General features: G+C 68.7%; 26 protein-coding genes. 7 read left to right on the top strand and 19 right to left on the bottom strand.

All coding sequences use genetic code 11. From position 1 onward, the window contains the following. Window positions 1-5: 5 nt before the first annotated feature. From glmS to VN461_19505, 3 genes are read right to left on the bottom strand one after another with little or no spacing between them, the layout of a single operon-like run. Window positions 6-1,844: a glutamine--fructose-6-phosphate transaminase (isomerizing) gene (glmS, locus tag VN461_19515; GenBank protein ID HXB56961.1), complete on the bottom strand. Its 1,839-nt coding sequence runs from the start codon at window positions 1,842-1,844 to the stop codon at window positions 6-8. Next, a complete protein-coding gene (gene glmU, locus VN461_19510; GenBank protein ID HXB56960.1) occupies window positions 1,844-3,241 on the bottom strand; it encodes a bifunctional UDP-N-acetylglucosamine diphosphorylase/glucosamine-1-phosphate N-acetyltransferase GlmU in 1,398 nt (465 codons plus the stop codon). The genes glmS and glmU overlap by 1 nt, the downstream gene beginning before the upstream one ends. Window positions 3,242-3,298: 57 nt before the next feature. Next, window positions 3,299-3,820, bottom strand: a complete 522-nt coding sequence (locus tag VN461_19505) for a tetratricopeptide repeat protein (GenBank protein HXB56959.1) — start codon at window positions 3,818-3,820, stop codon at window positions 3,299-3,301. Window positions 3,821-4,357: 537 nt separating this feature from the next. Between VN461_19505 and uvrA the strand changes: the two genes are divergently transcribed. The 5 genes from uvrA to VN461_19480 all read left to right on the top strand — a co-directional run bounded on the left by uvrA (window position 4,358) and on the right by VN461_19480 (window position 10,255). After that, complete coding sequence (uvrA, locus tag VN461_19500; protein ID HXB56958.1) at window positions 4,358-7,168, top strand: excinuclease ABC subunit UvrA; 2,811 nt, start codon at window positions 4,358-4,360, stop codon at window positions 7,166-7,168. Beyond that, the gene (locus VN461_19495; protein HXB56957.1) at window positions 7,165-8,379 is read left to right on the top strand and encodes an aminotransferase class V-fold PLP-dependent enzyme; all 1,215 of its coding nucleotides are present in this window, start codon (window positions 7,165-7,167) and stop codon (window positions 8,377-8,379) included. The genes uvrA and VN461_19495 overlap by 4 nt, the downstream gene beginning before the upstream one ends. A 178-nt stretch (window positions 8,380-8,557) precedes the next feature. Continuing rightward, window positions 8,558-9,466, top strand: a complete 909-nt coding sequence (gene lpxC / locus VN461_19490) for a UDP-3-O-acyl-N-acetylglucosamine deacetylase (protein HXB56956.1) — start codon at window positions 8,558-8,560, stop codon at window positions 9,464-9,466. A 249-nt stretch (window positions 9,467-9,715) separates the two neighbouring features. Further along, window positions 9,716-9,901 (top strand): hypothetical protein, encoded by a 186-nt coding sequence (locus tag VN461_19485; GenBank protein HXB56955.1) that lies wholly within the window; start codon window positions 9,716-9,718, stop codon window positions 9,899-9,901. Between the two features lie 72 nt (window positions 9,902-9,973). Beyond that, window positions 9,974-10,255 carry a hypothetical protein gene (locus tag VN461_19480; protein ID HXB56954.1) on the top strand — a complete coding sequence of 94 codons (282 nt, stop codon included), beginning with the start codon at window positions 9,974-9,976 and terminating at the stop codon, window positions 10,253-10,255. A gap of 96 nt (window positions 10,256-10,351) precedes the next feature. Here the strand turns inward: VN461_19480 and VN461_19475 are convergent, their stop codons facing one another. The 16 genes from VN461_19475 to VN461_19400 form a co-directional block, all read right to left on the bottom strand. Then, window positions 10,352-10,768, bottom strand: coding sequence for a DUF1573 domain-containing protein (locus VN461_19475; GenBank protein ID HXB56953.1), 417 nt, complete (start codon window positions 10,766-10,768; stop codon window positions 10,352-10,354). Continuing rightward, window positions 10,765-11,073 carry a hypothetical protein gene (locus VN461_19470; GenBank protein HXB56952.1) on the bottom strand — a complete coding sequence of 103 codons (309 nt, stop codon included), beginning with the start codon at window positions 11,071-11,073 and terminating at the stop codon, window positions 10,765-10,767. Before VN461_19470 ends, VN461_19475 begins: the two co-directional genes overlap by 4 nt. Beyond that, complete coding sequence (locus VN461_19465; GenBank protein HXB56951.1) at window positions 11,066-11,434, bottom strand: STAS domain-containing protein; 369 nt, start codon at window positions 11,432-11,434, stop codon at window positions 11,066-11,068. Before VN461_19465 ends, VN461_19470 begins: the two co-directional genes overlap by 8 nt. Continuing rightward, a complete protein-coding gene (locus VN461_19460; protein HXB56950.1) occupies window positions 11,434-12,045 on the bottom strand; it encodes an RNA polymerase sigma factor in 612 nt (203 codons plus the stop codon). The genes VN461_19465 and VN461_19460 overlap by 1 nt, the downstream gene beginning before the upstream one ends. A 114-nt stretch (window positions 12,046-12,159) precedes the next feature. Beyond that, the gene (locus tag VN461_19455; protein HXB56949.1) at window positions 12,160-12,984 is read right to left on the bottom strand and encodes a hypothetical protein; all 825 of its coding nucleotides are present in this window, start codon (window positions 12,982-12,984) and stop codon (window positions 12,160-12,162) included. A gap of 22 nt (window positions 12,985-13,006) precedes the next feature. Next, complete coding sequence (locus tag VN461_19450; GenBank protein ID HXB56948.1) at window positions 13,007-13,732, bottom strand: phosphoribosyltransferase family protein; 726 nt, start codon at window positions 13,730-13,732, stop codon at window positions 13,007-13,009. A gap of 7 nt (window positions 13,733-13,739) precedes the next feature. Next, window positions 13,740-14,099, bottom strand: coding sequence for a TraR/DksA family transcriptional regulator (locus VN461_19445; GenBank protein HXB56947.1), 360 nt, complete (start codon window positions 14,097-14,099; stop codon window positions 13,740-13,742). A 3-nt stretch (window positions 14,100-14,102) separates the two neighbouring features. Continuing rightward, complete coding sequence (locus VN461_19440) at window positions 14,103-15,059, bottom strand: sigma-54 dependent transcriptional regulator (protein ID HXB56946.1); 957 nt, start codon at window positions 15,057-15,059, stop codon at window positions 14,103-14,105. Then, window positions 15,056-15,394, bottom strand: a complete 339-nt coding sequence (rsfS, locus tag VN461_19435; GenBank protein ID HXB56945.1) for a ribosome silencing factor — start codon at window positions 15,392-15,394, stop codon at window positions 15,056-15,058. Before rsfS ends, VN461_19440 begins: the two co-directional genes overlap by 4 nt. Beyond that, a complete protein-coding gene (nadD, locus tag VN461_19430; GenBank protein HXB56944.1) occupies window positions 15,391-15,969 on the bottom strand; it encodes a nicotinate-nucleotide adenylyltransferase in 579 nt (192 codons plus the stop codon). The genes rsfS and nadD overlap by 4 nt, the downstream gene beginning before the upstream one ends. After that, window positions 15,966-16,997 carry a GTPase ObgE gene (gene obgE / locus VN461_19425; protein HXB56943.1) on the bottom strand — a complete coding sequence of 344 codons (1,032 nt, stop codon included), beginning with the start codon at window positions 16,995-16,997 and terminating at the stop codon, window positions 15,966-15,968. The genes nadD and obgE overlap by 4 nt, the downstream gene beginning before the upstream one ends. A gap of 33 nt (window positions 16,998-17,030) precedes the next feature. Beyond that, entirely contained in the window at window positions 17,031-17,291 is a 261-nt protein-coding gene (rpmA, locus tag VN461_19420; GenBank protein ID HXB56942.1) for a 50S ribosomal protein L27, read from the bottom strand. A gap of 18 nt (window positions 17,292-17,309) precedes the next feature. After that, window positions 17,310-17,621 (bottom strand): 50S ribosomal protein L21, encoded by a 312-nt coding sequence (gene rplU, locus VN461_19415; GenBank protein ID HXB56941.1) that lies wholly within the window; start codon window positions 17,619-17,621, stop codon window positions 17,310-17,312. A 72-nt stretch (window positions 17,622-17,693) separates the two neighbouring features. Further along, on the bottom strand, window positions 17,694-20,693 hold the full coding sequence (locus VN461_19410; protein ID HXB56940.1) for a hypothetical protein: 3,000 nt from the start codon (window positions 20,691-20,693) through the stop codon (window positions 17,694-17,696). Between the two features lie 7 nt (window positions 20,694-20,700). After that, the gene (locus VN461_19405) at window positions 20,701-21,468 is read right to left on the bottom strand and encodes a hypothetical protein (protein ID HXB56939.1); all 768 of its coding nucleotides are present in this window, start codon (window positions 21,466-21,468) and stop codon (window positions 20,701-20,703) included. Then, complete coding sequence (locus tag VN461_19400; GenBank protein ID HXB56938.1) at window positions 21,434-21,781, bottom strand: tetratricopeptide repeat protein; 348 nt, start codon at window positions 21,779-21,781, stop codon at window positions 21,434-21,436. The genes VN461_19405 and VN461_19400 overlap by 35 nt, the downstream gene beginning before the upstream one ends. Window positions 21,782-22,393: 612 nt before the next feature. Here VN461_19400 and topA point away from each other — a divergent pair. Continuing rightward, entirely contained in the window at window positions 22,394-24,847 is a 2,454-nt protein-coding gene (gene topA, locus VN461_19395) for a type I DNA topoisomerase (GenBank protein ID HXB56937.1), read from the top strand. A 55-nt stretch (window positions 24,848-24,902) separates the two neighbouring features. Next, window positions 24,903-26,255, top strand: coding sequence for a methylenetetrahydrofolate--tRNA-(uracil(54)-C(5))-methyltransferase (FADH(2)-oxidizing) TrmFO (gene trmFO, locus VN461_19390; GenBank protein HXB56936.1), 1,353 nt, complete (start codon window positions 24,903-24,905; stop codon window positions 26,253-26,255). Window positions 26,256-26,263 lie beyond the last annotated feature (8 nt).

Raw genomic sequence — 26,263 nt, 5'->3', positions numbered from 1 at the left:
CCTCCCTACTCCACCGTGACCGATTTGGCCAGGTTGCGCGGCTGGTCCACGTCCCGCCCCGCGCGCACCGCCAGGTGGTAGGCCAGAAGCTGGAGGGGGACCACGAACAGGAAGGGCGACCACAGCTCGGCCGAGTCCGGCACCTCCAGCACTGCGTCCCGGGCGTCGAGGATGCCCCGCACCTGCTTGTCCCCCGCCGAGACCACGGCCACCACCCGCCCGCCCCGGGCCTTCACCTCCTGGATGTTGCTGAGCATCTTCTCGTAGACCCTTCCCTGCGGACAGAGGGCGACCACCGCCAGCGCGTCGTCGATCAGGGCGATGGGCCCGTGCTTCATCTCCCCCGCGGGATAGCCCTCGGCGTGGAGGTAGGAGATCTCCTTGAGCTTCAACGCGCCCTCGAGGGCGATGGGATAGTTGATGCCGCGGCCCAGGTAGAGAAAGTCGTGGGTCTGCATCAGGGACCGGCTGAGCTCCTCGATGGCCGCCTCTTTCCCGAGCGCCTCCTCCATGAGGTGGGGGACGCGGGCCAGACCCTTCAGGTGCTCGCGGCAGGCCTCCGCCCCCAGCGTGCCCCGCAACCGGCCCAGATGGAGGGCGAGCAGAGCCAGGGCCGCGATCTGGGCGGTGAAGGCCTTGGTGGAGGCGACGCCAATCTCGGGGCCGGCATGGGTGAGAAGCGTGCCCGCCGCCTCCCGCGCGAGCATGGAGCCCTCGACGTTGCAGACGGCCAGGCTGAGGGCACCCCGCCGCTTGGCCTCGCGGAAGGCGGCCAGGGTGTCCGCCGTCTCCCCGCTCTGGCTGATGGCCACGGCCAGGGTCTCCGGCCCCACTAGGGGCGTCCGGTAGCGGAACTCGCTCCCGTAGTCCACTTCCGCGGGCAGGCCCGCCACCTGCTCGAACAGGAACTTGCCCACCAGAGCGGCGTGCCAACTGGTGCCGCAGGCGATGAGGGTTGCCCTCTCCACGCGCTGCAGCCTCTCTCCGGCCGCCCCCAGCTCCTGCAGGTGGATCCCCCCCTCGTCGAGACCGATCCGCCCCAGGAGCGTGTCGCGGACGGCCCGCGGCTGCTCGTGGATCTCCTTCAGCATGAAGTGGCGGTAGCCGCCCTTCTCGGCCTGGACGGCGTCCCAGGTGATGCGTTGGGGCGCCCGCTCCACCGCCGCTCCCGCCCCGTTGACGAGCCTCGTCCCGCTGGGCTGGACCGTCACCACGTCGCCGTCGTCCAGGAACAAGAAGTCGCGGGTATACGGAAGCAGGGCCGGGATGTCGGAGGCCAGGAAGCGCTCCCCCTCTCCCAGCCCAACCACCAAAGGCGGACCCAGGCGCGCCCCCACCAGGGTCTGGGCCTCGTCCCGGTGGAGGAAGACGAGGGCGAAGATCCCCTTGAGCTCGGCCACCGTCTCGCGCACCGCCGCCTCCAGCGAGCCCCGGTAGTGGGACTCCGCGAGGTGGGCCACGACTTCGGTGTCGGTCTGGGTCTGGAAACGGTGTCCGGCGCTCTGCAGACGCTCCTTCAGCTCGAGGTAGTTTTCGATGATCCCGTTGTGGACGACCACGATGCGCCCCTGGCAATCCTGGTGCGGGTGTGCGTTCTCCTCCGTGGGACGGCCGTGGGTGGCCCAGCGGGTGTGGCCCACGCCCCAGGACCCCTGGAGGGGTTCCGTGGCCAGGCTCTCGGCAAGCCGCTGAAGCTTGCCCGCCGACCGGCGCCGGCGGAGCTCGCCGTCCTGGACCACGGCCAGCCCCGCGGAATCGTAGCCCCTATACTCCAGCCGGCGCAGCCCCTCCATGAGGACGGGCACGGCCTCGCGGGAGCCGACATAGCCGACGATCCCGCACACTACCGCCCCTCCCCGGCCCCGCGCCGCTTGCGGGTCCAGCCCGGCTTGATGACTTGGCGGGCCCGGCCGAGGGCGAGGGCCTGGGCGGGCACGTCCTCGGTGATGACGCTCCCCGCGGCGATGTAGGCGCCCTCCCCCACCGTGACCGGGGCCACCAGGGTGGCGTCGCTGCCCACGAAGGCGCCCGCTTCGATCCGCGTCGGGTGCTTGGCCGCCCCGTCGTAGTTGCAGGTAATGGTTCCCGCCCCGATGTTGACTTTGGGTCCAATGGTGGCGTCTCCGAGATAGGAGAGGTGGGGAGCCTTCGAGCCGTCCCCCAGGTGCGTCTTTTTGAGCTCCACGAAGTTCCCCACCTTCGCCCCCGCCCCGATCCGGCTCTCGGGCCGGATGTGGGTGAAGGGTCCCACCATCGCTCCCGCCTCCACCACGCACTTCCGCAGGAGGCAATGGTCCAGGATCTGGGCTCCCGGCCCCACCTCCGCGTCCTCGAGACGGGCGAAGGGGCCGATGACCGCGCCCGCGCGCACGAGGGTCCGGCCCTCGAGGAACGTGAACGCCCGCAGGGTGGCCTCGGGCTCCACCCGCACGTCGAGCCCCACCGTGGTGGAAGCCGGGTCCTCCACGAGGACCCCTCCCGCCATCAGCTCCAGGAGCCGCCGCTCGCGCCAGCGCCGGGAGGCGTCCGCCACCTCGGCCAGGGTGTTCACCCCCAGGGCTTCGCTCGCATCCTCCACCGTCACCGCCTCCACCACCCTGCCGCCGGCGGAGAGCAGCCCGACGACGTCCGTCAGATAGAGCTCGCTCTGGGCGTTGTTGGCCGTGAGCTTCCCGAGCGCTTCCAGCAGGGGCGGGACCTCGAAGGCGTAGACGCCGGCGTTGACCTCCGCCTCCTTGAGCTCCTCGGGCGAGGCGTCGCGGGCCTCCACGATTCGCTGGACCCGGCCCCGAGCGTCCCGAAGGACGCGCCCGTAGGCCGGGGGGCCGGGGAGGAGGGCGCTCAGGAGAGTGGCGGCCGCCCCCGAGGCGCGATGATGCTCGAGCAGCCGGGCCAGCGTGCGCGCACGCAGGAGGGGCAGGTCTCCGTTCACGACCAATGCCGTCCGCTCCGGGTGCTTCTGCAGGGCCGCGCGGGCGGCCTGGACGGCGTGACCGGTTCCGAGCTGCGGTTCCTGAAGGACGAAGGTGAGGCCGCGGCCGGCGAAAGCGGACTCCACGGCCTGCGCCTGATGGCCGACCACCACGACCGTGGGGTCCGCATCCACCGATTCGAGCGCACGCAGGACGTGCTCGAGGAGGGGAACCCCCAGAACGGGCAGCAGCACTTTAGCCCGCGTGCCCCCGGTTCGCGTGCCCCTTCCCGCCGCGATGACGACGGCCTGGGTCGAAGAGGCGCTCACGCCAAAGATCCTAGCACGCGGGTCGGAAGCGCCGGTTGTCGACGGGTGGGAGCCCGATCAGGAGGCCGCGGTGTGGACGAGCGCGATGAACTCCGTGTCCTCACGTATGGGGTCGAAGTCCGAGTCGCTGCGGGCCTGGGCGCGGTTGGCCGGGCCTACCGCGATGGCGGAGCGCAGGAACTTGAGGGCCCCCGCGGTGTCCCCCGACCGGGCGGAAGCGGCGGCCAGGCAGTAAAGCACGTGCTCGTTGCGGGGGTGGATCTCCGCCGCCTGCTGCAGGAACTTGATCGCCTCCTCGAACTCCCCGCGGTTGTGCAGGAAGACGCCGTAGTTCAGGAGGTCTTCGAAGCCCTTGGGGCGGAATGAGGGCCGCTTCTCCCGGGCCCGCGCGCATACCACCCGGTAGGCCCGGGCGCGCTCCAGGAGATCCCGCTCCTCGGGGTGCGACTCGAGCAGGCTGTCAAACAGCTCAAGGGCCCGGTCGTAATCCTTCCGACCCAGGGCCTTGACCGCTTTTTCGTAGATCTCGAGGGCCTGGCCGAAACGTCGGTCCGCCAAGGCCGCCTTCCTGTCGGGCATCCCACCGCCTCCCTTCGGGGCAAGGGGCTCGGGTACAAAGCCCGGAAAAATAACACGAAAAACCGCCCGGCGCAACGTGCGGTTGCCTGAGCGCGGTTGCCTGAGGGTGTCCGCCAGGGTGTGGCCGCCGCTAAGGTCCTGGCGCAAAGGGAGATCCGGGGCGGACCCCGGGGGCCGGGGCTCTCCCTGGGGGCGACGCGCTCGGCGCGGGCGCATCGCGAAGGCCCGTCGTCGGGTCCTTGCTCCGGACCGACCGAAGGCCCGGCAGCGGGATCTGTTAGAATCTCCTATTGGCCTGAGCCCAATGGAGCAGCCCAGATCGGAGTCGGCGTCCTCGACGTGCCGTTCACGCTTCCCACGGCGTCCGCGAGAGCCTTGGCGGGGGTCAGGTCGCTCCACGGGCGTTACGTCCCGCCCTCCTCGCCGTAGCGCCCGTCATGTGGGCGAGTCGGTATGCGACCGCGCTACGAACCGGCGCCGACTCAGGTCCAAGAGCGAGCCTCTGCGGGCGCAACCGGCTGCCCTGGGTCGCGATCGGTGAAGGGCTCCGAGGAGCCGATCGCAATCCGGGGCGCGCGGGTCCACAACCTGAAAGGGGTGGACTGCGACCTTCCCCGGAACAGCCTGGTCGTGATTACCGGCCCCTCGGGCTCCGGCAAGAGCAGCCTGGCCTTCGACACCCTCTACGCCGAGGGTCAAAGGCGCTATGTAGAGAGCCTTTCCGCCTACGCCCGTCAATTCCTGGAGCAGATGGAGAAGCCGGAGGTGGAGTCGGTCTCCGGCCTCTCCCCCGCCATCGCCATCGAGCAGCGCACGACGGTCAGCCATCCCCGCTCCACGGTGGGTACGGTGACGGAGGTGTACGACCACCTGCGGGTGCTCTTCTCCGCCCTCGGCAAGCCGCATTGCCCGCGCTGCGGCGAGGCCATCACCTCCCAGACCACGGAGCAGATTCTGGAGCGGCTCCTGCGCTACCCGGAGGGGACGCCGGTGGCCGTGCTCGCTCCCGTGGTGCGGGGGCGGAAAGGGGCCTTCAAGAAGGAGCTCTCCGAGCTGGGCGCCCTCGGCCACTTGCGGGCCCGCATCGACGGCCGGGCCTGCGACCTCTCCCAACCCGTGGTCCTCGAACCACGCCGAAACCACCGGATCGACGTCCTCGTGGACAAGGTCGTGGTCCGGCCCGGGATCGAGAAGCGCCTGCGGGCGAGCCTGGACCGGGCCCTCGACCTCGCCCGCGACGTGGTGCTGGTGTCCTTCGAGGGAGGCCGGGAGCGCCTCTACAGCCGTCGCATGGCTTGCGTGAGGTGCGACATCTCGGTCCCCGAGCTCTCCCCCCGCGCCTTCTCCTTCAACAGTGGCTACGGGGCCTGCCCCGCCTGCGACGGCCTTGGCCTGCGCTGGGCGGTGGACCCCGCCAAGGTCATTCCCGACGAGTCGAAGAGCCTGCTGGAGGGGGCGGTCCAACCCTGGCAGCGCCACGGCCCCCGCTTGGTCCGCGAGGCCCTGGAGGAGGTGGCGGAGCGTCACGGCTTCTCCCTCGAGGTGCCGGTGGGAGAGCTACCCCGTCGGGCGCGGGACATCCTGCTGAACGGGGATGGCCAGGGCTTTCCGGGGGCGGTGGCCTACCTGCGGCGGCGGGTGGAGTCCCTGCTGAGGGTGGATCCCACGGGGGGGGAGGAGCCCGAGGCCCGGGAAGGCAGCGAGGCCTTCGAAGACCTGCGCCCCTATTTGACGGAGGAGACGTGCCCCGCCTGCAAGGGGGCGCGCCTGCGGCCGGAGAGCCTGGCCGTGCGTCTGGGCGGCCGCTCGGTGGCGGACTATGTACGGCTGCCCGTGCAAGCCGCCCTTCCTGCCCTCGCCGCCCTCGAGTTCCCGGAGCGGGAGAGGCCGGTGGCCGACCGGCTGCTCCACGAGATAACCACCCGGCTTCAGTTCCTGGAGGCCGTGGGCCTCGGCTATCTGACCCTGGACCGCTCCACCACCACCCTTTCCGGGGGTGAGGCCCACCGCATCCGGCTGGCCACCCAGATCGGCGCCCGCATGCAGGGGATCCTCTACGTCCTGGACGAGCCCTCGGTCGGGCTCCACCAGCGCGACAACCTTCGACTCATCGAGACCCTGAAGTCCATCCGCGACCTCGGCAACACCGTAGTGGTGGTCGAGCACGACGAGGAGACGATCCGCGCCGCCGACTACGTGCTGGACCTGGGGGAGGGGGCGGGCAGCCTGGGTGGTCGGCTCATGTACGCCGGCCCTCCGGCCTCCATCGACGGGAGCCTGACCGGACGCTACCTGCGCCGGGAGCTGATGATTCCCGTCCCCGCCGTGCGCCGGACCCCGCGCGGCTGGCTCCGCATCCTGGGCGCCCGCGCCCACAACCTGCGCGACATCGACGTCGCCATCCCCCTGGGCGTCCTGACCGCGGTCAGCGGCGTGTCCGGCTCCGGCAAGTCCACCCTCGTGGACGACATCCTCTACCGCGCGCTGGCTCGGCGGCTCTACGGAGCATCCGCGGAGCCGGGCCGGCACCGCGACCTCGAAGGGGCGGAGGCCATCGACAAGGTCATCGCCATCGACCAGAGCCCGATCGGACGCACCCCCCGCAGCAACCCCGCCACCTACACCGGGGCCTTCGCTTTCATCCGCGAGCTGTTCAGCCTGGTGCCCGAGGCCCGGGCCCGCGGCTACAAGCCGGGGCGGTTCTCGTTCAACGTCCGGGGCGGACGCTGCGAGAGCTGCCAGGGGGATGGGGTGCGCACGATCGAGATGCACTTCCTGCCCGACGTCTACGTGGAGTGCGAGGCCTGCCGGGGCCGTCGCTACAACCGGGAGACCCTCGAGGTCCTCTACCGAGGCCGCAGCGTGGCCGACATCCTGGACATGACGGTGGACGAAGCCCAACCCGTGCTGGCCGCCCATCCCCGCCTCAACCGCCTGCTCGTGACCCTGATCGACGTGGGGCTCGGCTACATCCGCCTCGGCCAGAGCGCGAGCACGCTCTCGGGGGGAGAGGCCCAGCGCGTGAAGCTGGCCCGGGAGCTGGGCCGGCGGGAGACCGGGCGCACCCTCTACATCCTGGACGAACCCACGACCGGCCTGCATTTCGACGACATCCGGAAGCTCCTGCACGTGCTCGGGCGCCTCATCGAGACGGGCAACACCGTGGTCGTCATCGAGCACAACCTCGACGTGATCAAGAGCGCGGACCACGTGATCGACCTGGGCCCGGAGGCGGGGGAGGAGGGGGGGCGAGTGGTGGCGGAGGGCAGCCCGGAAGCGGTGGCGCTCTCGCGCAAGAGCCACACTGGACGCTACCTGCGGGGAATGCTCGAGACCCCGGGCCGATGACGGAGAGCCTCCCCCTCCCTTCGGCGGATCCCCTGCTGGCCTGGCGGCGCGAGTTCCCGATCCTGGAGCGATCCGTCTATCTGGTGAGCCACTCCCTGGGGGCGATGCCCCGAGGAGCGGCGGATCGGCTGGCCGCCTACGCCGACGCGTGGGCCACGCGCGGGGTGCGCGCCTGGGCGGAGGGCTGGTGGCACATGCCCTTGGAGCTTGGCGACACCCTGGGACGCCTGCTCGGCGCGCCCCCGGGCTCGGTGGTGATGCTCCCCAACGTTTCCCTGGCCCAGGCCGTCATCCTCTCCTGCTTCGATTTTCAAGGCCCCCGCAACAAGATCGTCTACGACGAGCTCAACTTCCCCTCCGTCATGTACGTCTACGAGGCCCAGCGCGCCCAGGGGGCGCGGATCGAGACCGTGAAGAGCGAGGACGGCATCACCGTCCCCCTCGACCGCCTGCTGGCCGCCATCGACGAGCACACGCTCCTCGTCCCCATCTCCCATGTGCTCTTTAAGAGCGCTTTCGTCCAGGACGTGGCCGCGATCACTCGCCGGGCCCACGAGGTGGGGGCGCTGGTGGTGGCGGACGTCTACCAGTCGGCGGGCACCGTGCCCGTGGACGTGACCGCCTGGGAAGTCGACTTCGCCACCGGGGGTTCCGTGAAGTGGCTGTGCGGCGGCCCCGGGGCGGGCTACCTGTACGTGGCCCCGCACCTGCGGTCCTCCCTGGAGCCGCGGCTTACGGGATGGGCGGCGCATGCGCGGCCCTTCGCCTTCGAGCCGGGCCCCATCGCGTACTCCGCCGACAGCAGCCGCTTCATGCAAGGAACACCGCCCGTGCCCGCGCTCTACGCGGCCGAGGCCGGCTACGAGATCGTGAGCGCGGTTGGGGTGGACTCGATTCGGAGCAAGTCCCTGCGCCAGGTCCAGCTCCTGCTCGACGTCGCGCGGGAGCGGGGACTTGCTGCCCGCACCCCCGCCCAGGCAAAGGAGCGGGGAGGCATGGTCGTCCTGGATGTGCCCGCCGCGGAGGCCGTCACGCGCGAGCTGCTCCAGAGGGAGATCCTCGTGGACTACCGACCGGGGGCGGGCATCCGGCTCTCGCCCCACTTCTATACGACCGACGACGAGATCCGCCGGGCGATCTCCGAGATCGGCGAGATCTTGGACTCGGGGGCCCACCGCGCTCACGCCGGGACGGGCGGGCCGGGCTTTTGACGAGACCTCCTGTGGTCGGCGAGCCACAACGTGGCCCGGCAACCGTGGCCCGGAGGTCACGAACGGCGGTCAATAGTGTTGATAATGAGGCACTTGGCGGTGAAATCCTCGTGGCATCGGCATTGCACCCTTTTCGTCAGATCAGCGGCTGGATCGAGGCTACGACCGAAACAACAGCATGGCCTATCGGCGAACACTGAAGCGCGACGTTGGCTGCACCGGGATCGGCCTCCACTCGGGCCGTGCCGTCCGCCTTCGTCTGCGCCCTGCCCCCGCCGAGCACGGCATCCGCTTCCACCGCACCGACGTGGATGTGGAGATTCCGGCCAGTCTCGCCTGCCTCTCCCGGCAGGACCACGCCACCACCTTGAGCCGGGACGGGGTCTCCGTCGACACCGTGGAGCACCTGCTCTCCGCCCTCTACGCCCTGGGCGTGGACGACGCGATTGTGGAAGTGGATGGTCCCGAGATCCCCATCCTGGACGGCAGCGCCGCGCCCTTCGTGATCCTCATCCATGAAGCCGGGCTCAAGCCTTTGGCCGCGCCCCGTCGCTACCTCAAGATCCTGAAGCCGGTGGAGGTGATCCGGGGAAACAAGAGAGCCCGCCTCTCCCCCTCCGCTCACTTCAACGTGAGCTATACCATCGGCTTCGACCACCCCTTGTTGCGGCACCAGGCCGTCTCCGTGAGGATCACGCCCCGGAACTTCGTGGACAGTGTGGCCCCTGCCCGGACCTTCGGCTTCCTCCGCGACGTGGAGGCCATGCGCAAGAACGGTCTGGCCCTCGGAGGGAGCCTGGAAAATGCGGTGGTGATCGGGGAGACCGGCGTTCTCAACAACAAGCTGCGCTTCGAGGACGAGTTCGTCCGGCACAAGGTGCTGGACGCGGTGGGGGACCTGGCGCTCCTCGGCCACCCCATCGTGGGGCACCTGGAGGCCGTGAAGGCCGGCCATGCGCTGCACGCGGCGGTGGCGCGAAAGCTTCTGGCCACGCCCGATGCCTTCGCGCTGGAGGCGAGCCCCGACATCGCGGCTCTTGACGCGCCGGGCGCGCCCGCCCTCTCCTTCCGGCCCTCCGAGGCCTGAGCCGGCTCCTTCCGTTGTCCCGCCCGTCTGCACTCCTCCTCTCTGCTCAGGTGTGGCCGTCCGCTAAGTATCCGACGGACGACTCGAAGCCTTGAGTCAAGCCTTCGCGGTGCTACAGTAGCCGAGGCTCGCAAGAGGGGGATCTCTCGGGACATTGCTTCCGACCCGAGCCTCGGCTGCTCGCGGGAACAGAGCTCGGTCCACCACGGACTCATGGACAGGACGGCTTAGGATTTCTTGGAGCCGGGAATGCTAAAGATGAGTGCCACCGCCGTCACCCTGGCTCTGAGCGCTCTGCTCCTCCATGCCGGGCCGGCCCGCCGTGACGTACCCGAGTTCCCGACCCTGGACCCCAAGCATTGGGTCGGAACCCCGGTGAGCATCCGCGAGTTGCGCGGCCGAGTGGTCCTGCTTGACGTCTGGACATTCGGCTGAATCAACTGCACCCGCACGATTCCCTGGGTCAGGGATGCGCTTGGTCGCTATGGGTCGCGCGGCCTTACCGTCGTGGGAATTCATTCTCCCGAGTTCCCCTACGAGCATGTCCGGGCCGCCGTCGCGGCGCACGTGAGCGAGCACAAGCTCGACTTCTCTCACCTCCTGGACAACGATCTCCGGTACTGGCGTGCGCTCGGCAACGAGTATTGGCCGGCGATCTATCTCGTGGATCGCTGCGGCACCATTCGTGGGGTGACGGTCGGGGAGGTCCACCTGGGCGAGGAGAGCGGACGCAAGATGGCCGCCCGCATCGAGGAGCTCTTGGCCGAGGGCTCCGATTGCTCGAGCTGAGGGGGCGCGCCCCCGTGCTGGTTCTGAACCGCGGGGAGAAGCTCGCGCGGGCGGTGACCGGGAGGAAGGTCAGATCAGCGGGACGGCTGCGAGCCCCTACTTCGTGGCCGGGACGACCGTTACCTGGACCTTGATCTCGAGGAGGGCGGTGGTGGGGTCGTTGGAGCGCACCAGGATCGTGCGCTCCACCTTTCCCGAGTACTCGCGGGTCTGCAGGGAGACGCGCAGGGGGGTGGTGCCGCCGGGCTTGACCACCTTGCTGTCCATGAGGGCGGCCGTGCACCCGCAGGTGGTGGAGACGTTCTCGATCACCAGATCCTCGTTCCCGAAGTTGCGGAGGCTGAACTCCTTGTCCAGCGTCTTGTTGGGCAGGGCCTTGCCGAAATCGAACGTGGTCGGCTCCACCCGGATCTTGGGCCCCTTGGGGGCGGCCTCCCCCTTTGCCCCCTTGTCTTGCGCCCACGCGGACGAGACCAGCAGGACCACCGCCACCGCGGTCAACGCTCTTCTCACAGGGACCTCCCGGCGGCGCGTCCCCCCCGCCCCTTCTTCTTGGCGGCGGTGAGCTTCCGCATGTAAGCGTCCAGCATCTCGTTCTCGTAGGTCACCGAGTTCAGGAACAGGCTCTCGACAAGGTAGCGCTTGCGCTCCTCCTCGTCCATCTGGGCCACCAGCCCCTCGATCTCGCGCATCATGTCCTCGAAGCTGACCCGGAGCTGGTGCTTCAGGGTAACCTCCCGGTAGAGGGCCTCCAGGATCCCGAGGAGATCACCATCCAGGCTCAGTTCGTGACCGGTGGTGAGGCGCACCCTACGCATCGCTCTTACCCCGCCCCTTCTTGATCCCGAATGAGCTCAAGGCCTCCGCCACTTCCCGGCGGATGTCGATGATCTTGTGCACCCCCGTCATGGAGATCATGGTCTCCACCCGCGGCTGCAGGCCGGCCAGCTTCACCGCCCCCGTCTTCTCCTGGAGCAGGCGGTGGATGTCCATGAGGCAGCCGATGGAAGCGCTGTCGATGTAGCTCACCGCCCCCAGGTCGATCACCACCTTGCGGATCCCCCCGTCCACGAGCTGGCGGACCTCGCTGAAGAAGGAGGATAGGACCGGGTAGGTCAGCTTAGCCTCCTGCACCCGGACGATCCGGACGTCACCGCGTTCCTCCACTGCGAGCTGCATCACCTCACCTCCGGACCTCTGCGCGCGGCCACCCGGCCCCTCTTCCCCCGCAACGGCTGCTGGGCCCGGAGCAGGAGGCGGGAGAGCTCCTCGCGTCCGCGGTTGATGCGGCTCTTCACGGTCCCCTCCGGCAGTTCCAGGCGGTCCGCCATCTCCTGGTAGCTCAGGCCCTGCAGGTCCCGCAGCACGACCGCCTCCCTCAGCTTGTCGGGGAGCATGTCCAGTCCCCGGCGGAGAAAGCTGCGCCGGTCCTGGTCCTCGAGGGCCCGATGAGGGTTGCCGGAGGAGGCGGGGGCGAGGTCGAAGGCCACCAGGTCCTCGACCAGCACCTCGCGCTCCCGCTTGCTCGCGCGATAGTGGTCGATGCAATAGTTGCGGGCCACGCTGCTCAGCCAAGTGGAGAAGTCGGCGTCGCGGTTGAACTTGTCCAGGCTCTTGAAGACCTTGAAGAAGATCTCCTGGGTCAGGTCCTCCGCCTCGTCGTGTTTCCCGGTGAACTTGTAGGCGATGTGGAAGATCTTCCGCCGGAAACGGGCGACGACCTGGTCCCACGCCGAGTTGTCCTTCCGGAGGCAGCGCTCGATGAGCTCAGCGTCGGAAGGGGACACCATTCCCTCGTCCAAGGGCCTCGTTCCGTGAAAGTGTACCGGGAGAACCGCCGTGATTCTCCGATGATAATGACATGCTCGGGGACGGTCAAACCGCGCGGAGGCCGCGCCCTTCCCTTACTTGAGCTCGGGGCGTCCGGCCTGCGTCCAAGCCGTGTACCAGTAGCTCCCCGCATCCGAGGCCGCGCGGCTCAGGCGCTCCTTGGTGATGGGCCCCACGCGGCGCTCCAAGTCCTCGTAGTAGATTTCCGTGTATCCCGCCTTCCCCCGGCGGGCCAGCTCCTCCTGGTAGAGGAGGTTGTCCAGCCAGATGTAGGTCCCGTTGATGATGGAAAAGACGTACTGCTTGGGGTCGTCGAGAAAGACGGCCGTCTCCGGGTTCAGGCCGAGCCGGGTCTGCCAGGCCTCCAGCGAGCGCTCCGAGAACCGGGCCCCCAGGCCGTTCTGACCGGTCTTCTGGCCGTCGGAGTTCTCGGTCAGGGAGAGCGGGTTGTTGAGGTCGGCCACGAGCCCGGCCAGGGTGTCGGACTCGGTCAGGATCTGACCCTTGTCCCGAGAGCGGAACGCCTCCAAGAGCCGCGCGTAGGATTCTTGAATGAGCCAGGGCAGGCGGCCCACCTTGGCCGACACATCCTCCCCGAACTTCTCCTGCAGGCCCTTCTCCGTTCGGGGCAGCTCGAGGAAGGGGAAGGGCAGCAGCCGGTCCACCTCGAAGCGGCGGTCCGGCGTCCTCGGCCCCGGCCGGCTGTCCGGGGCGAGGGAGGGCATCTCTAGCCGATGGTCCTTGTAGAACTTGTTCAACGGTTTGGGCAGGGTGTCGACGGCCCGCGCGATCACCAACCGCTCTCCGATAGGACCCCAGGCCCCGGCGGGCGCGGCCAGCAGCAGCAGCCCCAGCGCCCCCACGGTCCCCGCCCGCTTCCCTCGGCTCCGCTCTTTCAAGACGTCCTCCCCTCGTAGACCCCTAAGCGACCCTCGCCACCGTCAAGAGTCGGACCTCGGCCGCGCCCGCGGCCCGCAGAGCCCTCGCGCAGGCCCGGGCAGTGGCCCCGGTGGCGAGCACGTCGTCCACGAGGACGACCACCCGCCCCGCGATCTTTGTCCGCCGCCTCACCGCGAAGGCCAGGGCCATGTCCTTCCGTCGCCGGGCCGCGGAGAGGCCGGCCGGGGGCGGGGTGTCCAGGCGCCGCACCAGGGCCTCCTCCGAGCAGGGCAGGCCGCTGCGCCGCGCCAGCTCGCGGGCCAAAAGCGCGGACGGGCTGAAGCCCCGCTCGCGCCGGCGCCGCGGGTGGAGGGGGATGGGCACGAGGAGGCCCCCCGTGGACAGCACCCGACGCGCGGCCCCGTCCGCGAGGAGCGTTTCCGCCAGCCGCGCCGCTAACCGGGGTCGCCCCCGGTCGGAAAGCTCGTGGACCAGAGCGCGAAGCCCGCCCTCGTAGGGGCCCAGGCTGGCCCCCGCGGCCAGGGGCTGGAGGCCGCGCCGACAGCGCCCGCAAGGGGTGCCCCGGCCGGCCATTCCGCAGGCGCACGTGGGGCCGCGGTGGCGGGGCAGCGCCTGCCAACACGGATCGCAGAGCGGGCCCCCCCGGAGCGCGAGGGGCTCCGTGCAGACCCGGCAGAGGGAAGGGAAGACCACGGCCAGGACCGGCTCCACCAGGCGGCGGGCGGTGCCCGCGGAGAGCAGGCTCACCGCCGCCTCACAGCAGCCCCTGCTCCTGCTTCTCCTGACAGGGCAGGCAGTGGCGGGCCCAGGGCACGGCGTCCAGCCGCTTTTGGTTCATCTCGTCCTCACATGAGACGCAGTACCCAAACCGGCGGCCGTCGATGCGGCCCAGAGCCTCGTCGACCATCCGCAAGAGGTCCCGCTCCGTGTTGGACAGGCTGAACAGGAATTCCTTGGTATAGGAGTTCGAGGCCTTGTCGGCGATGTCCTGGGCCCCCTCCTCGTCGGCTTCCTTGCCGTAGGTCTTGTTCTTGTTGTACGCCTCCAGGATGTCCTGCTTTTTTTGGACCAGCTTGTCCCGGAAGAGCTTGAGCTTCTTTTGTTCCATTGTCATTCCTTAAGGGATCCCAAAGCGTCGACGTTTCTCCCAGAGCGCCTTGCGGCTGATGCCCAGGATGGCGGCGGCGCGGGTCTGGCTGCCCCCCACCTGGTCCAGCACGTAACGGATGTAGGCCTGCTGCACGTCTTTCAGGGAGGGGCGGCGGTCCCGCCCCGCCCACAGGGTCGAGGGCTGCTCGAGGATGAATCCAGGCAGGGCCGCGGGCAGGATCGCCTCTCCCGCCGAATACAGGGCGGCCCGTTCCACCACCGACCGCAGCTCACGCACGTTGCCGGGCCACAGGTAGCCCCGGAGGGCCTGCGCCGCCTCGGGGTCGAAGTCTTTGGCTTTGGTCGTCCCCCTCTCCCTCTCGCGGAGCAGGAAGAGCTCGGCCAGGGGCCGGATGTCCTCCCGCCGGTTGCGCAAAGGGGGCAGCTTCAAGGGGACGACGTTCAGACGGTGAAAGAGGTCCTCCCGGAAGCGTCCGGCCCCCACCGCCTCCCGCAGGTCCACGCTGGAGGAGGACACGACGCGCACGTCCACCTCGATGGTGCGCGTTCCCCCCAGTCGCTCGAAGGACCTCTCCTCCACCACCCGCAGGAGCTTGGCCTGCAGCGCCATGGAGAGCTCCTGGGCCTGGTCGAAGTAGAGGGTCCCCCCCGCCGCCATCTCGATCTTGCCCAGCTTGGCCTGCTTGGCGTCCGTGAAGGCCCCCCGCTCGTGGCCAAACAGCTCCGACTCCAGGAGGTCCTCCGGAATCGAGGGGCAGTGGACCTTGATGAGGGGGCCGTCGCGGCGGGCCCCGGCGTAGTGCAGCCAATGGGCGACCAGGTCCTTGCCGGTGCCGCTCTCCCCTTCGAGGAGGACCGCGCTCTTGGCCTCGGCCAGCCGCAGGATCACGGGCAGGAGCTCGCGCATGGCGGGGGACTCCGCCACCACCCCGGTCAAGCCCTCGCGCAGCGAGGCCGGGCTCATCCCGCTATCTCCACCCGGGTGGCCCCCCCCCAGAGCCGCTCCAGGTCGTAGAAGCTCCGCATGCGGGGGGTGAAGATGTGAACCACGAACGCCGAGTAGTCGAGCAGGATCCATTCCTGGCGCGGGTATCCCTCCATGTGGTCGGGGCGATAGCCCTCCCCGCGCAGCGCCTCCAGGACCGCGTCCGCGATGGCCAGGATCTGCCTCTGGCTCGTTCCCGAGGCGAGCAGGAAGTAATCCGTGAACGCGGCCCCGCGCCGGAGGTCGAGCACGACCACGTCCTCCGCTTTCTTGCCCAGGGCGGAGTGCGCGGCGACCTTGAGGGCGTTGATCAAGAGTAGAGCCCCCGCTTGGCGATGTAGTCCGCGACCGCGTCCGGGACCAGGTAGCGGACGGAGAGCCCCCGCCGGACGCGCTCCCTTATGGCGGTGGACGAGATGGCCAGGCCGGGGCCCTCGACCCGCTCGACGCCCCGGACCTCCGGGAGGGGGGGTGCTTGCTCCCCGCCCTCGCCCGGCCGGCCCACCACCGCCACGGCGCAGAGCGCGAACAGCCGCTCCGACTCCTTCCAGGTGCGCATCTCCGGGAACGTGTCGCTGCCCACGATCACCACGAGAGCGTCGTCCGGCCGTCCGGCCCGCAAGGCGGCCAGGGTGTCCACGGTGTAGCTCGGCCCCTCCCGCTCGAGCTCGAGGTCGGAGGGTACGAAGTGGGGATGGCCAGCGGTGGCCAGGGCGACCATGGCGAAGCGATCGAGGGCGGGCGAGAGGGGGCGGTCTCGATGGGGTGGGATGCGGGCGGGCACAAAGGCGACCTGGTCGAGGCCCAGACCCTCCCGCGCATTTTCCGCCGCCCGCAGGTGTCCGAGATGGATGGGATCGAAGGTCCCGCCCATGAAACCGATCCTCAAGCGCGCTCCACGAGAGCGTCCACGGGTGTCGTCCGCGCCATCTCCACCCGACGGGCGAGCGCCCGCTTCAGCTCCAGGAGCCCCGCCCCCGTGACCGCGGACACGGGCACGACCTCCATCCCCAGGCCGCGGGCCTCCTCGAGGAGGGCGGGCAGGGGGTCGGGCTCCGTCACCGCGTCGCGCTTGGTCGCGACCAGGAGCTGCGGGCGGGTGAGGAGCGCGGGGTCCCAGGCGCGCACCTCATCGCGCACGGTGCGGAGGTCGGCCACGGGATCGCGGCCGCTGGTGCCGGAGGCGTCCACCACATGCAAGAGCACCCGCGTGCGCTCCACGTGGCGCAGGAAGCGCAAGCCCAGGCCTGCCCCCGCGTGCGCCCCTTCCAGGATGCCCGGGATGTCCGCCACCACGAAGCTGGCCTCCTCCACCTCCACCACGCCCAGCACGGGGGTGAGGGTGGTGAAGGGGTAATCCGCCACCTTGGGCCGGGCCGCGGAGATGCGCGAGAGCAGGGTGGACTTGCCCGCGTTGGGCACCCCCAGGAGCCCCACGTCGGCGATCAGGCTCAGGTCCAGGATCAGCCAGCGCTCCTCCCCCGGCTGGCCGGGCTCCGCCTCGCGGGGCGCCTTGTTGCGGTTCGAGAGGTACGACCGGTTGCCGCGGCCCCCCCTCCCGCCCCGGGCCAGAAGCAGGCGCTCCCCGTCGCGCAGGACCTCGCCCAGGCGCTCGCCGGTGTCCTCCTGGCGGGCCGAGGTCCCGGGGGGAACGGAAACCAGCAGGTCCTCCCCTCGCCGGCCGGTCCGGTTCCCGGAGCCGCCATGCCCTCCGCGCTCGGCCCGGAACTCCGTGTGGTAGCGCAGGGGGAGAAGCGTGTTCTGGTGGGAGACGGCTAGGAGGACGACGTCGCCTCCCCCCCCGCCCACGCCGCCGTCGGGACCGCCCTTGGGAACATAGGGCTCCCGTCGGAAGCTGGAGCAGCCGCGCCCCCCGTCTCCCCCCTTGACGAAGATTTTGACTTGGTCGACGAACATGGATGGGCCGCCCCTTTGGGGGTGGCCTAAGAACTAACTCGCGGCCGGGAGCACGCTCACCCTTTGCCCGCGGGAGCCGTGGTCCTCGAACTTCACGACCCCCTCCAAAAGCGCGAAGAGGGTGTGGTCCTTGGCCAGCCCCACATTCTTCCCCGGCTTCCACGTGGTGCCGTGCTGACGGATGATGATCGTGCCGCTCTTCACCTGCTCACCGCCGAATCGCTTCACGCCCAGGCGCTGCGAATTGCTGTCGCGCCCGTTGCGGCTCGAGCCCTGCCCCTTCTTGTGCGCCATGTGTTGCCTGCCTTCGCCCTAGGCCTGGACGCGGTCGATCCGGACCGCGGTGAAGGACTGACGGTGTCCCTTGGTTCTGCGGTAGTGCTTGCGCTTCTTGTACTTGAAGATACGGATCTTGGCGTCCCGGTCCTGCTCCACCACGGTTCCCTGGACGGAGGCGTTCTCCACCCGGGGGGCGCCGATTCGGGTCGAGCCCTCGTCCCCGATCAGGAGCACGTCGTCCAGGGTGACGCTCGCTCCCACCGCCGCCGCCAGGCGCTCCACGCGGACGACATCCCCGGCCTGGACCCGATACTGCTTGCCGCCCGTCCGGATGATCGCGTACACCGCTCATGCCTCCCGCGACAGAGTCCCGCTAAAACACAACAATTTAGCACAGGGTGGAACCGGCCGTCAAACCTAGAAGTCGAACCCCAGCCAGAAGTCGAACTTCCACCCGCTGGAGTACACCTTGAGGTCGGTCAGCTTGGTGAAGTCGAAGTGGAGGGGGTAGCCCAGGAAGAACATCTGGAGGCCGTAGCCGACCGAGGCCCGCGCGTCCACCAGATGGAAGCCGGAGACGGGGTCGCCGAAGGCGCAGGCCGGATCGCCCTGGTTGATGCAGTTCACGTAAGAAGTCCCGGAGGCGCTGCTCGAGAAGCTGTAGGGCTGACCTTTGTACTTGGCCCCCCCGATCCCGAAGTAAAGGCTGCCCCGCACGGGACCCAGGATGCCGATGGGGGTGAGCATGGCGTGGATGAGGGGCAGGCGCAGCTCCGCGTTGGCGAAGAAGCCCTCGTTCCCGGAGAAGGACAGGTATGGGTATCCCCGAAGCTCCATGTTGCCGCCGAAATAGTAGATGGCGGGGTTGGAGCCGGTGGAGTAGAAGCCCCGGGCCCGCAGGGCGAGGAGGGTGGAGGTGGAGCCCAATCGGAGGTACTTGCGCGCGTCCACGTCGACGACCTGGCGGGAGAGCAAGCTGCCGATGGGGGGCGCCACCGAGTAGCCGACCGAATACGTGCTGCCGTCGAGGGGGCCCCAAGGAGCGAAGCGCGTGGTCTCGGAGACGAGAGTCAGGCTGATGGGCGCCAGGCTCCCGTTGTTCAAAACGAAGGGAACGCCCAAGGCCTGGGCCTGCGACTGGACCTGGGCTTGGGTGGTGGGGTCGGGGAACTCCTCGGCCAGCCGGTAGAACCCGGCCGAGAAGTCCAGGCGCCGGAACTTGTCCAGGGGATAGGTGCCGATTACGTTTGCGCCCGTCAAACGCTGGGTCGCGATGGCGCCCTGCCGGGAGAAGTAGTTGGTGAGAATGGCCCCGTAGGGATCGGCGTAGAAGAAGCGGGTGGTGTCGAAGGCCTCGATGCCCCAGTGGAGGCGGCTCGCGAGGTTGATGTAGGTCCCCTCGTAGGTGCGGAACTCCCGGAGGGAGTACGCGGTCAGCACGAACTGGTGGTCGCCCAAGACGTCGGTGAGCGCAACCTGGCTGCCCCCGAAGAAGTCTCCGCTCGAGGTCACCCCCAGGTTGAGGGGCGGCCGGCCCTGGAGGTAAAGACCCTCGAACAGCCGCTTGCGGCGCTTGTTCTCGGGCACCACCTGGTGGCTCAGGTCGGGCTGGAAGTCCACCGATCCCTCGGAGGCGGCCTGGACTTCCTGGTCGACCTCCTTCATGGGCTCGCTCAGGTCCTTGGTCTGGAGCCGATACTCGCCCTTGAAGTAGCTGATGAAGGCCAACCGATCGCCCGTCCTCCCCTTGAGGGGCGCGGGGGCCATGTTGCCCCCTAGGACGTCGGTGTATTGCTCGATCACCCCCGTCTCCAGGTCCAGGCTGCGCACGTTGTAGATGTCCTGGTCCTCGTTGGAGGAGTAGAAGATCTTCTTCCCGTCGGTGGAGAAGGAGGGGGCGTTGTCGTCGTGGGGCCCGAAGGTGAGCTGGGTCTTGTGGGCGGGGTCACTGAGGGGGAAGGCGAAGATCTTGTCGTGCCCGCTGATCCTTCTGGTGTAGACGACCAGGTTGCCGTCGGGGGAGACCTGGGGGTCGGCGTCGTAGAAGGGGTCCCGGGTGAGGTTCTCGTACTTGCCCGTCTGCATGTCCAGAAGATAGATGTCGGCCACCCCTTCCTTAAGGGCGGCGAAGAGGGCGTGCCGGCCGTCGGGGAGCAGGCAGGGGGCCTGCGCCTCGTCGAGGTCGAGGGAGACCCGGCGCAGGACGTTGCCGTTCAGGACCGAGACCAGGAAGAGGCTCCGCCCCTTCCCCACCCTCCCGAAGAAGGCCACGCTGTCGCCCTTGGGATCGAAGCTCAGCATGCGCCCGGCCACGAAGTCGTCATTGAAGGTGATGTTCTCGAACTCGGAGTGGCCCCGGGTCAGGTTCTGGAACACCGTCCCGTCCCGGGCGGAGAGGAGCACCACGTCGGCCTCGCCCTCCGAGCGGTTGGCGGTGACGGCGGCCACGATCTCTCCCGAAGGGCTGGGAGCGAAGCCGAAGACCTGGGTGTAGGGGGTCTTGTCCTTGTTGGGGGAGAGGTCCCTTCCGTAGTCGCTGGGCCGCTGCTTGTCGCGGTAGGGCTTGAAGCGCTCCTTCAGCCACTTGTCGAACGCCTCGTCGAACTCCTCAGGGGTGGTCCGAAACGCCTGCTTGTAGATGTCCTCGGTGGACCCGCCCAGGATCCCCTTGCGGAGGGTGTAGAGGAACTGCCGGATCCCCTCCTTTCCGTAGCGGGCTTCCATGAACTCGAAACAGGCGTGGCCCATGTTGTAGACGAGCCGGCCGCTGAAGGCCTCGAACTCGGCCCGGGAGAGCTTGGGCACCTGCTCGGTCACGGCCGCATCGCGCACCTGCATGAGGTCCAAGGGGTCCCAGATCCCGCGGAAGTAGTCGGCCAGGCCCTCGTCGATCCAGAGGGGGATCTGCCGCTGGGCGAACCCGTAGCCCATGAAGCGCGGGATGAGGTCGAACTCGAAGATATGGGTGAGCTCGTGCTGGATCAGTCCCTGCAGCCGATCGGGCGGCTCGTCGATGGGCAGCACGAGCCGTCCCCGCAGGGGCTCCGCGAAGGCCAAGACACCCTCGGGAACGAAATCGCCGAAGAGGTTGGTCTGCTCGAATTCGGAATGGGTCTTGTAGAGGATGGCGGGGATGGGGTTTGAGATCTCGTGCTTGAGGCCGGTGGCCAGCTTCAAGTAGGCGCTCTCCAGGTAGGAGACCAGCCGCGCCAGATGCTGCTCGAACTCGGGATAGTAGAAGACCTCGAAGTGGGGGCTCTTGTAGACCCGCCAGGCGAAGTTGTCGTACTTGACCTTGTTCTTCCCGTAATAGGGGATGAACTGGGCGGAGGCGGGCGCCGGCCCTCCCAGGTTCAGAAGGAAGGGGAGAGCCAGCACCCTCCCCAGCCTCCGGAGAGCAACGCCGTGCGTGTTCATGGGTTTCCTATCGCAGGAGGACCCGGGTCCCGCGGATCTTCTGGGGCGAGATCACGCCCAGGAAGTTCGGCAGCAGACGGTCCATGAGCTCGAAGTACGACGAGAGGGGGGAGATCTTCTGGTCCTCCCCGTAGAGGACTTCTTCCGTGAACTTCTCCTTGTGGAGGGTCTGCCCGGTCCGGCCGTCGACGAAGTAAAAGTCCGCGCTCAGGCTGTAGCCCTTCCGCTCCAGGTAGCGGTTGCCGCGCACGACCTGGGCCGTGTTCGAGTTGGGCCGGCGGAGCACGCGCTCCTCGGGCTGGAAGCCAGAGCGGTTCTGGGTCTCGAAACCCAGGCGGCCGGTGACGATCAGGGGATTCTGGTACTCCTCGCCGATCTTCCGCCAGAACTCGGGGTCCTGCAGGACCCGGTCGGTCTCCAGGCGGTACTGCTCCTTCTCCTGCTTGTTGTACCTGCCGCCCGGTCCCAGCTTCTCCAGCACCTTCTCGAGGGCGTCGTTCAGGGGCGGGTGGTCGGGGTCGAGGACCTGCAGCTTGGTGTTCGAGCGCAGCTGGTTCTGGAGGAGGCGCGAGGTCTCCGCACCCAAGTCCACGTCCGCCTCTCCGGGATCGGTCACGAAGCCAGCGATGAGAACGCGGCGGAAGGCCCCCACGTCCAGCTTAGACGAGAGGGGGGTCTCCACCGGCACCTCCACGAAGCTCGCGCAGGCCACGCTCGAAAGCACGGCCAGGAAGAGGAGGCTAACGTTTCTTGGTCTTGCGGTTTCGCTTGTCATCGGCCTCTCGGAAGAGGTCGTAGTTCTGCTGGATGTAAAGGCTTCCCGGCTTCTTTTTCAGGGCCTTCTCGTAGCTCTCGCGGGCCTTCGCGAACTCGCCCTGTTGCTCGAGGGCCACGGCCAAGTCGTTCAGAGCCTCCGCGCTGTCGGGGTTGAGGGCCAGCGCCTTTTCGAAGCGGAAGCGGGCTTCCCCCCAGAGGCCCTTGCGGGCCACCTCGATCCCAAATCCCAGCTCCTCGGCACCGGTCGTGCTCTTGGCCGGATCCGGGGCGGGTGCGAGGAGGAGCCAAAGGAGCGGAAGAAGCGCGTTCACGAGCCCTCTCTCGAAGCGAAGGCTTCGATGGTAGCTGGCACGCTCGGCGAAAGCAAGGGCGGTGCCACGGCTCTCCCACCGTACAATGGGGCGCGGAACGCCGCAAGGGCCCGGGATGAGGGCCCCGGGCCCTTCGGGCCGCCTCCGCTTTGTCCCGCGTCAGGGACACCCGCTGCCCCCTGACACGGACACTCCGCCTGCCTCCCAAAAAGAGCCGGACCTTGACAGGCAGGGGGTCGCCCATACAATGATCAACCCTTGGAGCGGCCGGTGACACGCAGCCATGAGAGCATTGACCCGATGACGATCGAGCGACAAACGGGGGCGGAGCGCGGCCGGGGCCGACCCGCCGGGTCGCGGTGCGCTCAGAGCGCGGCGGAGTTCGCCTTGAAGCTCGGCGTAGTGACGCCGGGCACGGTGATCGCTCCTTCACGGCACCAAGATGTGCGAATGATCTCGCGGCCGGATCCGCCTGGGAACCGGCCCCGCCTTCGAGCGCAGAGGGGCCGCGCGCGGCTTCTCTTGCTCCGCACACCTCGTTGGCGGCGGGAGGCGAGCCCGAAGCGGCGCCGACGTCTTTGCCCGCTCTTCCCGAGGAACTGAAACAACAAGGTGGCGAAAAACCTAGTCATTGTCGAGTCCCCCGCAAAAGCCAAGACCATCAACAAGTACCTGGGCCGCGACTACAGCGTGAAGGCTTCCATGGGCCACGTCCGCGACCTCCCCAAGAAGAAGCTGGGAGTGGACGTCAAGCACGGCTTCCTCGCGGAGTACGAGGTCCTGGCCACGCGCAAGAAGGTCCTCGACGAGCTCAAGGCGGCGGCCAAGGACGCCTCCACGATTTTCCTGGCCGCCGACCCCGATCGCGAAGGGGAGGCCATCTGCTGGCATCTGGCGGAGGAGCTGGCGGGGAAGAGCGTCCGCGCGCGGAAGAAGGTCCGACGCGTGGTCTTCAACGAGATCACGAAGAAGGCCATCGACGAGGCCTTCCGGAACCCGGTGGAGGTGGACGAAAAGAAGGTCGACGCCCAGCAGGCGCGCCGCATCCTGGATCGCCTGGTCGGCTACAAGGTGAGCCCCATCCTCTGGGAGAAGGTGCGGCGGGGCCTCTCCGCGGGGCGGGTGCAGTCCGTGGCCCTGAAGCTCATCTGCGACCGCGAGCGGGAGATCCGGGCCTTCGTCCCCGAGGAGTACTGGACGGTCCTCGCCCACCTGGCGGCAAAAGAGCCGCCCGTCTTCCCCGCCAGCCTCATAAAGAAGGAGGGGAAGAACCTCGAGATCGGGGGCGGGGAGGGGGCGACGGCGGTTCGGAAGGACCTGGAGGCGGCCACCTTCCGGGTGGAAAAGGTCCAGCCCAAGGAGCGGAAGCGCAATCCCGTTCCTCCCTTCATCACCTCCAAGCTCCAGCAGGAGGGCTTCAAGAAGCTGCGCTTCCCCGTCCGCAAGACCATGCAGGTGGCCCAGCGGCTCTACGAGGGGATCGAGCTCGGGCCCGAGGGGAGCCAGGGCCTGATCACCTACATGAGGACGGACTCCACGCGGGTCTCCGCCGACGCCCTGACCGCGGTGAGGGGACACATCGCGGCCACCTACGGCGAGGACTATGTACCCGAGAAGCCGGTCTTCTACCGGAGCAAGAAGGATGCGCAGGACGCGCACGAGGCGATAAGGCCGACCTACCTCGAGCGAGACCCCGAGTCCATCAAGAAGTATCTGGGCAAAGACGAGCTGGCCCTGTACACCCTCATCTGGAACCGCTTCGTGGCCTCCCAGATGCGTCCCGCGGTCTACGACGAGACGGTGGTGGACATCACGGCCGGGCCGTACCTGCTGCGGGCCAAGGGCTCCAACCTGAGATTCAAGGGATTCCTGGCCGTCTACGAGGAGACCGGGGAGGAGAAGGTGGACACCCGGCCCCCCGCCCCGGCCGGAGAGGATGGGGAGCCGGAGACGGGGGGGGCCGTGCTGCCGCCCCTGGCCGTGGGCGATGTGCTCGAGCTGAAGAAGCTCGACACCGACCAGCACTTCACCCAGCCCCCGCCCCGGTTCAGCGAGGCCAGCCTGGTGAAGGAGATGGAGGAGAACGGGATCGGGCGTCCCAGCACCTACGCCTCCATCATCTCCACCATCGAAGCCCGCGAGTACATGGAGAAGCGGGAGGGCAAGCTCTACCCCACCGAGCTCGGGTTTCTGGTCACGGATCTCCTGGTCCAGCACTTCCACGACATCATGAACGTCGAGTACACGGCGGCCATGGAGCTGGAGCTCGACGAGATAGAGGAGGGGCGGGACAACCTCCTCAACACCCTGAACCAGTTCTGGAAGAAGTTCAAGAAGGATCTCGACAACGCCAACCGCGACATGAAGGACATCAAGCGGATGGAGGAGAAGACGGACGAGGTCTGCGACAAGTGCGGCTCTCCCATGGTGATCAAGTGGGGCCGCTACGGGAAGTTCCTGGCTTGCTCCGCCTATCCCGAGTGCAAGAACACCCGCCAGCTCGCGGGCGGGGAGGGGACCGACTCTCCCGATGTGCACGAGGACGTGGCCCAGGCGGTCTGCGCCAAGGACGGCAACCCCATGGTCCTGAAGAAGGGCCGGTTCGGCCCCTTCCTGGCTTGCACGCGCTACCCGGAGTGCAAGGAGACCAAGCGCCTGGTGCGGGGAGAGGGGGGCAAGCTCCAGGTGGAAGTCCTGGCTCCCATCGAGGAGAAGTGCCCCGCCTGCGGCAACGACCTCATGTGGCGCCGGGGGCGCTTCGGGGCCTTCATCGCCTGCAGCAACTATCCCACCTGCAAGTACATCAAGAAGAAGGAAGCCCGGGAGATAGGCCTTTTGTGCCCGGACTGCGGCCAGGGCCAAGTGGTGGAGCGAAAGGGACGCTGGGGGCGCTTCTTCTATGGTTGCCGGCGCTACCCGGAGTGCAAGTTCACGGCCTACCACAAGCCCATCCCCGAGCCCTGCCCGGACTGCGGCCGCCCCTACCTTCTCGAGAAAGAGACCAAGAAAGAGGGCAAGGTCGTCTTCTGCGGCAACGAGGCCTGCCACTACAAGCGCGCGGCTTGAGCGCGCCCGCCTAGGCTCCACCCCTCCCTTCGGGGGGCGCTATACTGTTTCGAAGATGAGCTCGCCGGTGACGATCGTCGGGGGCGGCCTCGCGGGCAGCGAGGCCGCGTGGCAGCTGGCCCGGCGCGGGGTAAAGGTGGAGCTCCACGAGATGCGGCCCACCCGCCCCACCCCGGTTCACCAGACCTCTAACCTGGCCGAGCTCGTCTGCTCGAACAGCCTGCGGGGGAACGCGCTCGACCAGGCGGCCGGCCTCCTCAAGGAGGAGATGCGGCGGCTGGACTCCCTGATCATCCGGGTGGCGGACGAGGTCCGGGTGCCGGCGGGGAGTGCGCTCGCGGTCGACCGCGGTCTCTTCGCGGAAAGGGTCACCGCGGCCGTGAACGCCCTACCCGGGGTCACCATCCATCGGGACGAGGTGCTCCGCATCCCCGACGCACCCGTCTCGATCGTGGCCACCGGGCCCTTGACCTCGGAGGCGCTGGCCCAGGACGTGGCCGCTTTCGTGGGCCAGGCCCACCTCTACTTTTATGACGCGGTGAGCCCGGTCGTGGAGGCGGAGAGCATCGACTTCAGCAAGACCTTCCGAGCCTCGCGCTACGGCAAGGGGGGGGATGACTACGTGAACTGCCCCCTTACGGAGGCTGGGTACCACGCCTTCCAGGAGGCCCTGATCGCGGCCGAGTGCGCCACCCTCCACGACTTCGAGCACGAGCTCTTCTTCGAGGGCTGCCTCCCGCTCGAGGTCATGGCCCGCCGGGGCCCCGAGACCCTGCGCTTCGGCCCCCTGAAGCCGGTGGGCCTCAACGACCCCCGCACGGGCGCCCGCCCCTTCGCGGTGGTCCAGCTCCGCCAGGACAACCTGGCGGCCAGCCATTTCTCGATCGTGGGCTTCCAGACCCAGCTCAAGTGGGGCGAGCAGAAGCGCGTCTTTCAGATGATCCCCGGCCTGGAGGGGGCGGAGTTCGTGCGCCACGGGATGATCCACCGGAACACCTACGTCAACGCCCCCGCCACCCTCGAGCCCACCTTCGAGACCCGGCGGCGCCCGGGCCTCTTCTTCGCGGGTCAGATGTCGGGGGTCGAGGGATACGTCGAATCCGCGGCCTCCGGACTCATGGCGGGCATCGGCGCCGCCTTCCGGTCCCAGGGCGGCGCCCCCCCCGTCTTCCCGGAAGACACCGCCCTGGGAGCGCTCGGCCGCTACATCGCCCGGAGCGATCCCCGCCACTATCAGCCCACCAACATTGCCTTCGGCTTGCTGCCCGACCTTCCCGTCCGCATCCGGGACAAGGCGCGCAAGCGCCTGGCCATGGCGCAGCGAGCCCTGGACAGCCTGCGACGGTTCGCTCCGCGGCTCCAGGAGGGCGTAGCAACCCCCGCGCCCCGGGCCGCCACCACCGTCTAGGCCCTCTC

It is taken from the genome of Vicinamibacteria bacterium, from assembly GCA_035570235.1.
Taxonomy (GTDB): Bacteria; Acidobacteriota; Vicinamibacteria; order Fen-336; family Fen-336; genus DATMML01.
This window is presented reverse-complemented; position numbering and strand designations above follow the sequence as displayed.

Coding starts and splice junctions, on each gene's coding strand:
- lpxC (HXB56956.1), top strand. CDS start 8,558: ATGGCCTATCGGCGAACACTGAAGCGCGACGTTGGCTGCACCGGGATC.
- obgE (HXB56943.1), bottom strand. CDS start 16,997: ATGTTCGTCGACCAAGTCAAAATCTTCGTCAAGGGGGGAGACGGGGGG.
- VN461_19465 (HXB56951.1), bottom strand. CDS start 11,434: ATGCAGCTCGCAGTGGAGGAACGCGGTGACGTCCGGATCGTCCGGGTG.
- VN461_19495 (HXB56957.1), top strand. CDS start 7,165: ATGACGGAGAGCCTCCCCCTCCCTTCGGCGGATCCCCTGCTGGCCTGG.
- VN461_19445 (HXB56947.1), bottom strand. CDS start 14,099: ATGACAATGGAACAAAAGAAGCTCAAGCTCTTCCGGGACAAGCTGGTC.
- VN461_19485 (HXB56955.1), top strand. CDS start 9,716: ATGCTAAAGATGAGTGCCACCGCCGTCACCCTGGCTCTGAGCGCTCTG.
- trmFO (HXB56936.1), top strand. CDS start 24,903: ATGAGCTCGCCGGTGACGATCGTCGGGGGCGGCCTCGCGGGCAGCGAG.
- rpmA (HXB56942.1), bottom strand. CDS start 17,291: ATGGCGCACAAGAAGGGGCAGGGCTCGAGCCGCAACGGGCGCGACAGC.
- VN461_19440 (HXB56946.1), bottom strand. CDS start 15,059: ATGAGCCCGGCCTCGCTGCGCGAGGGCTTGACCGGGGTGGTGGCGGAG.
- VN461_19470 (HXB56952.1), bottom strand. CDS start 11,073: ATGCGTAGGGTGCGCCTCACCACCGGTCACGAACTGAGCCTGGATGGT.
- VN461_19505 (HXB56959.1), bottom strand. CDS start 3,820: ATGCCCGACAGGAAGGCGGCCTTGGCGGACCGACGTTTCGGCCAGGCC.
- VN461_19410 (HXB56940.1), bottom strand. CDS start 20,693: ATGAACACGCACGGCGTTGCTCTCCGGAGGCTGGGGAGGGTGCTGGCT.
- VN461_19460 (HXB56950.1), bottom strand. CDS start 12,045: ATGGTGTCCCCTTCCGACGCTGAGCTCATCGAGCGCTGCCTCCGGAAG.
- VN461_19405 (HXB56939.1), bottom strand. CDS start 21,468: ATGACAAGCGAAACCGCAAGACCAAGAAACGTTAGCCTCCTCTTCCTG.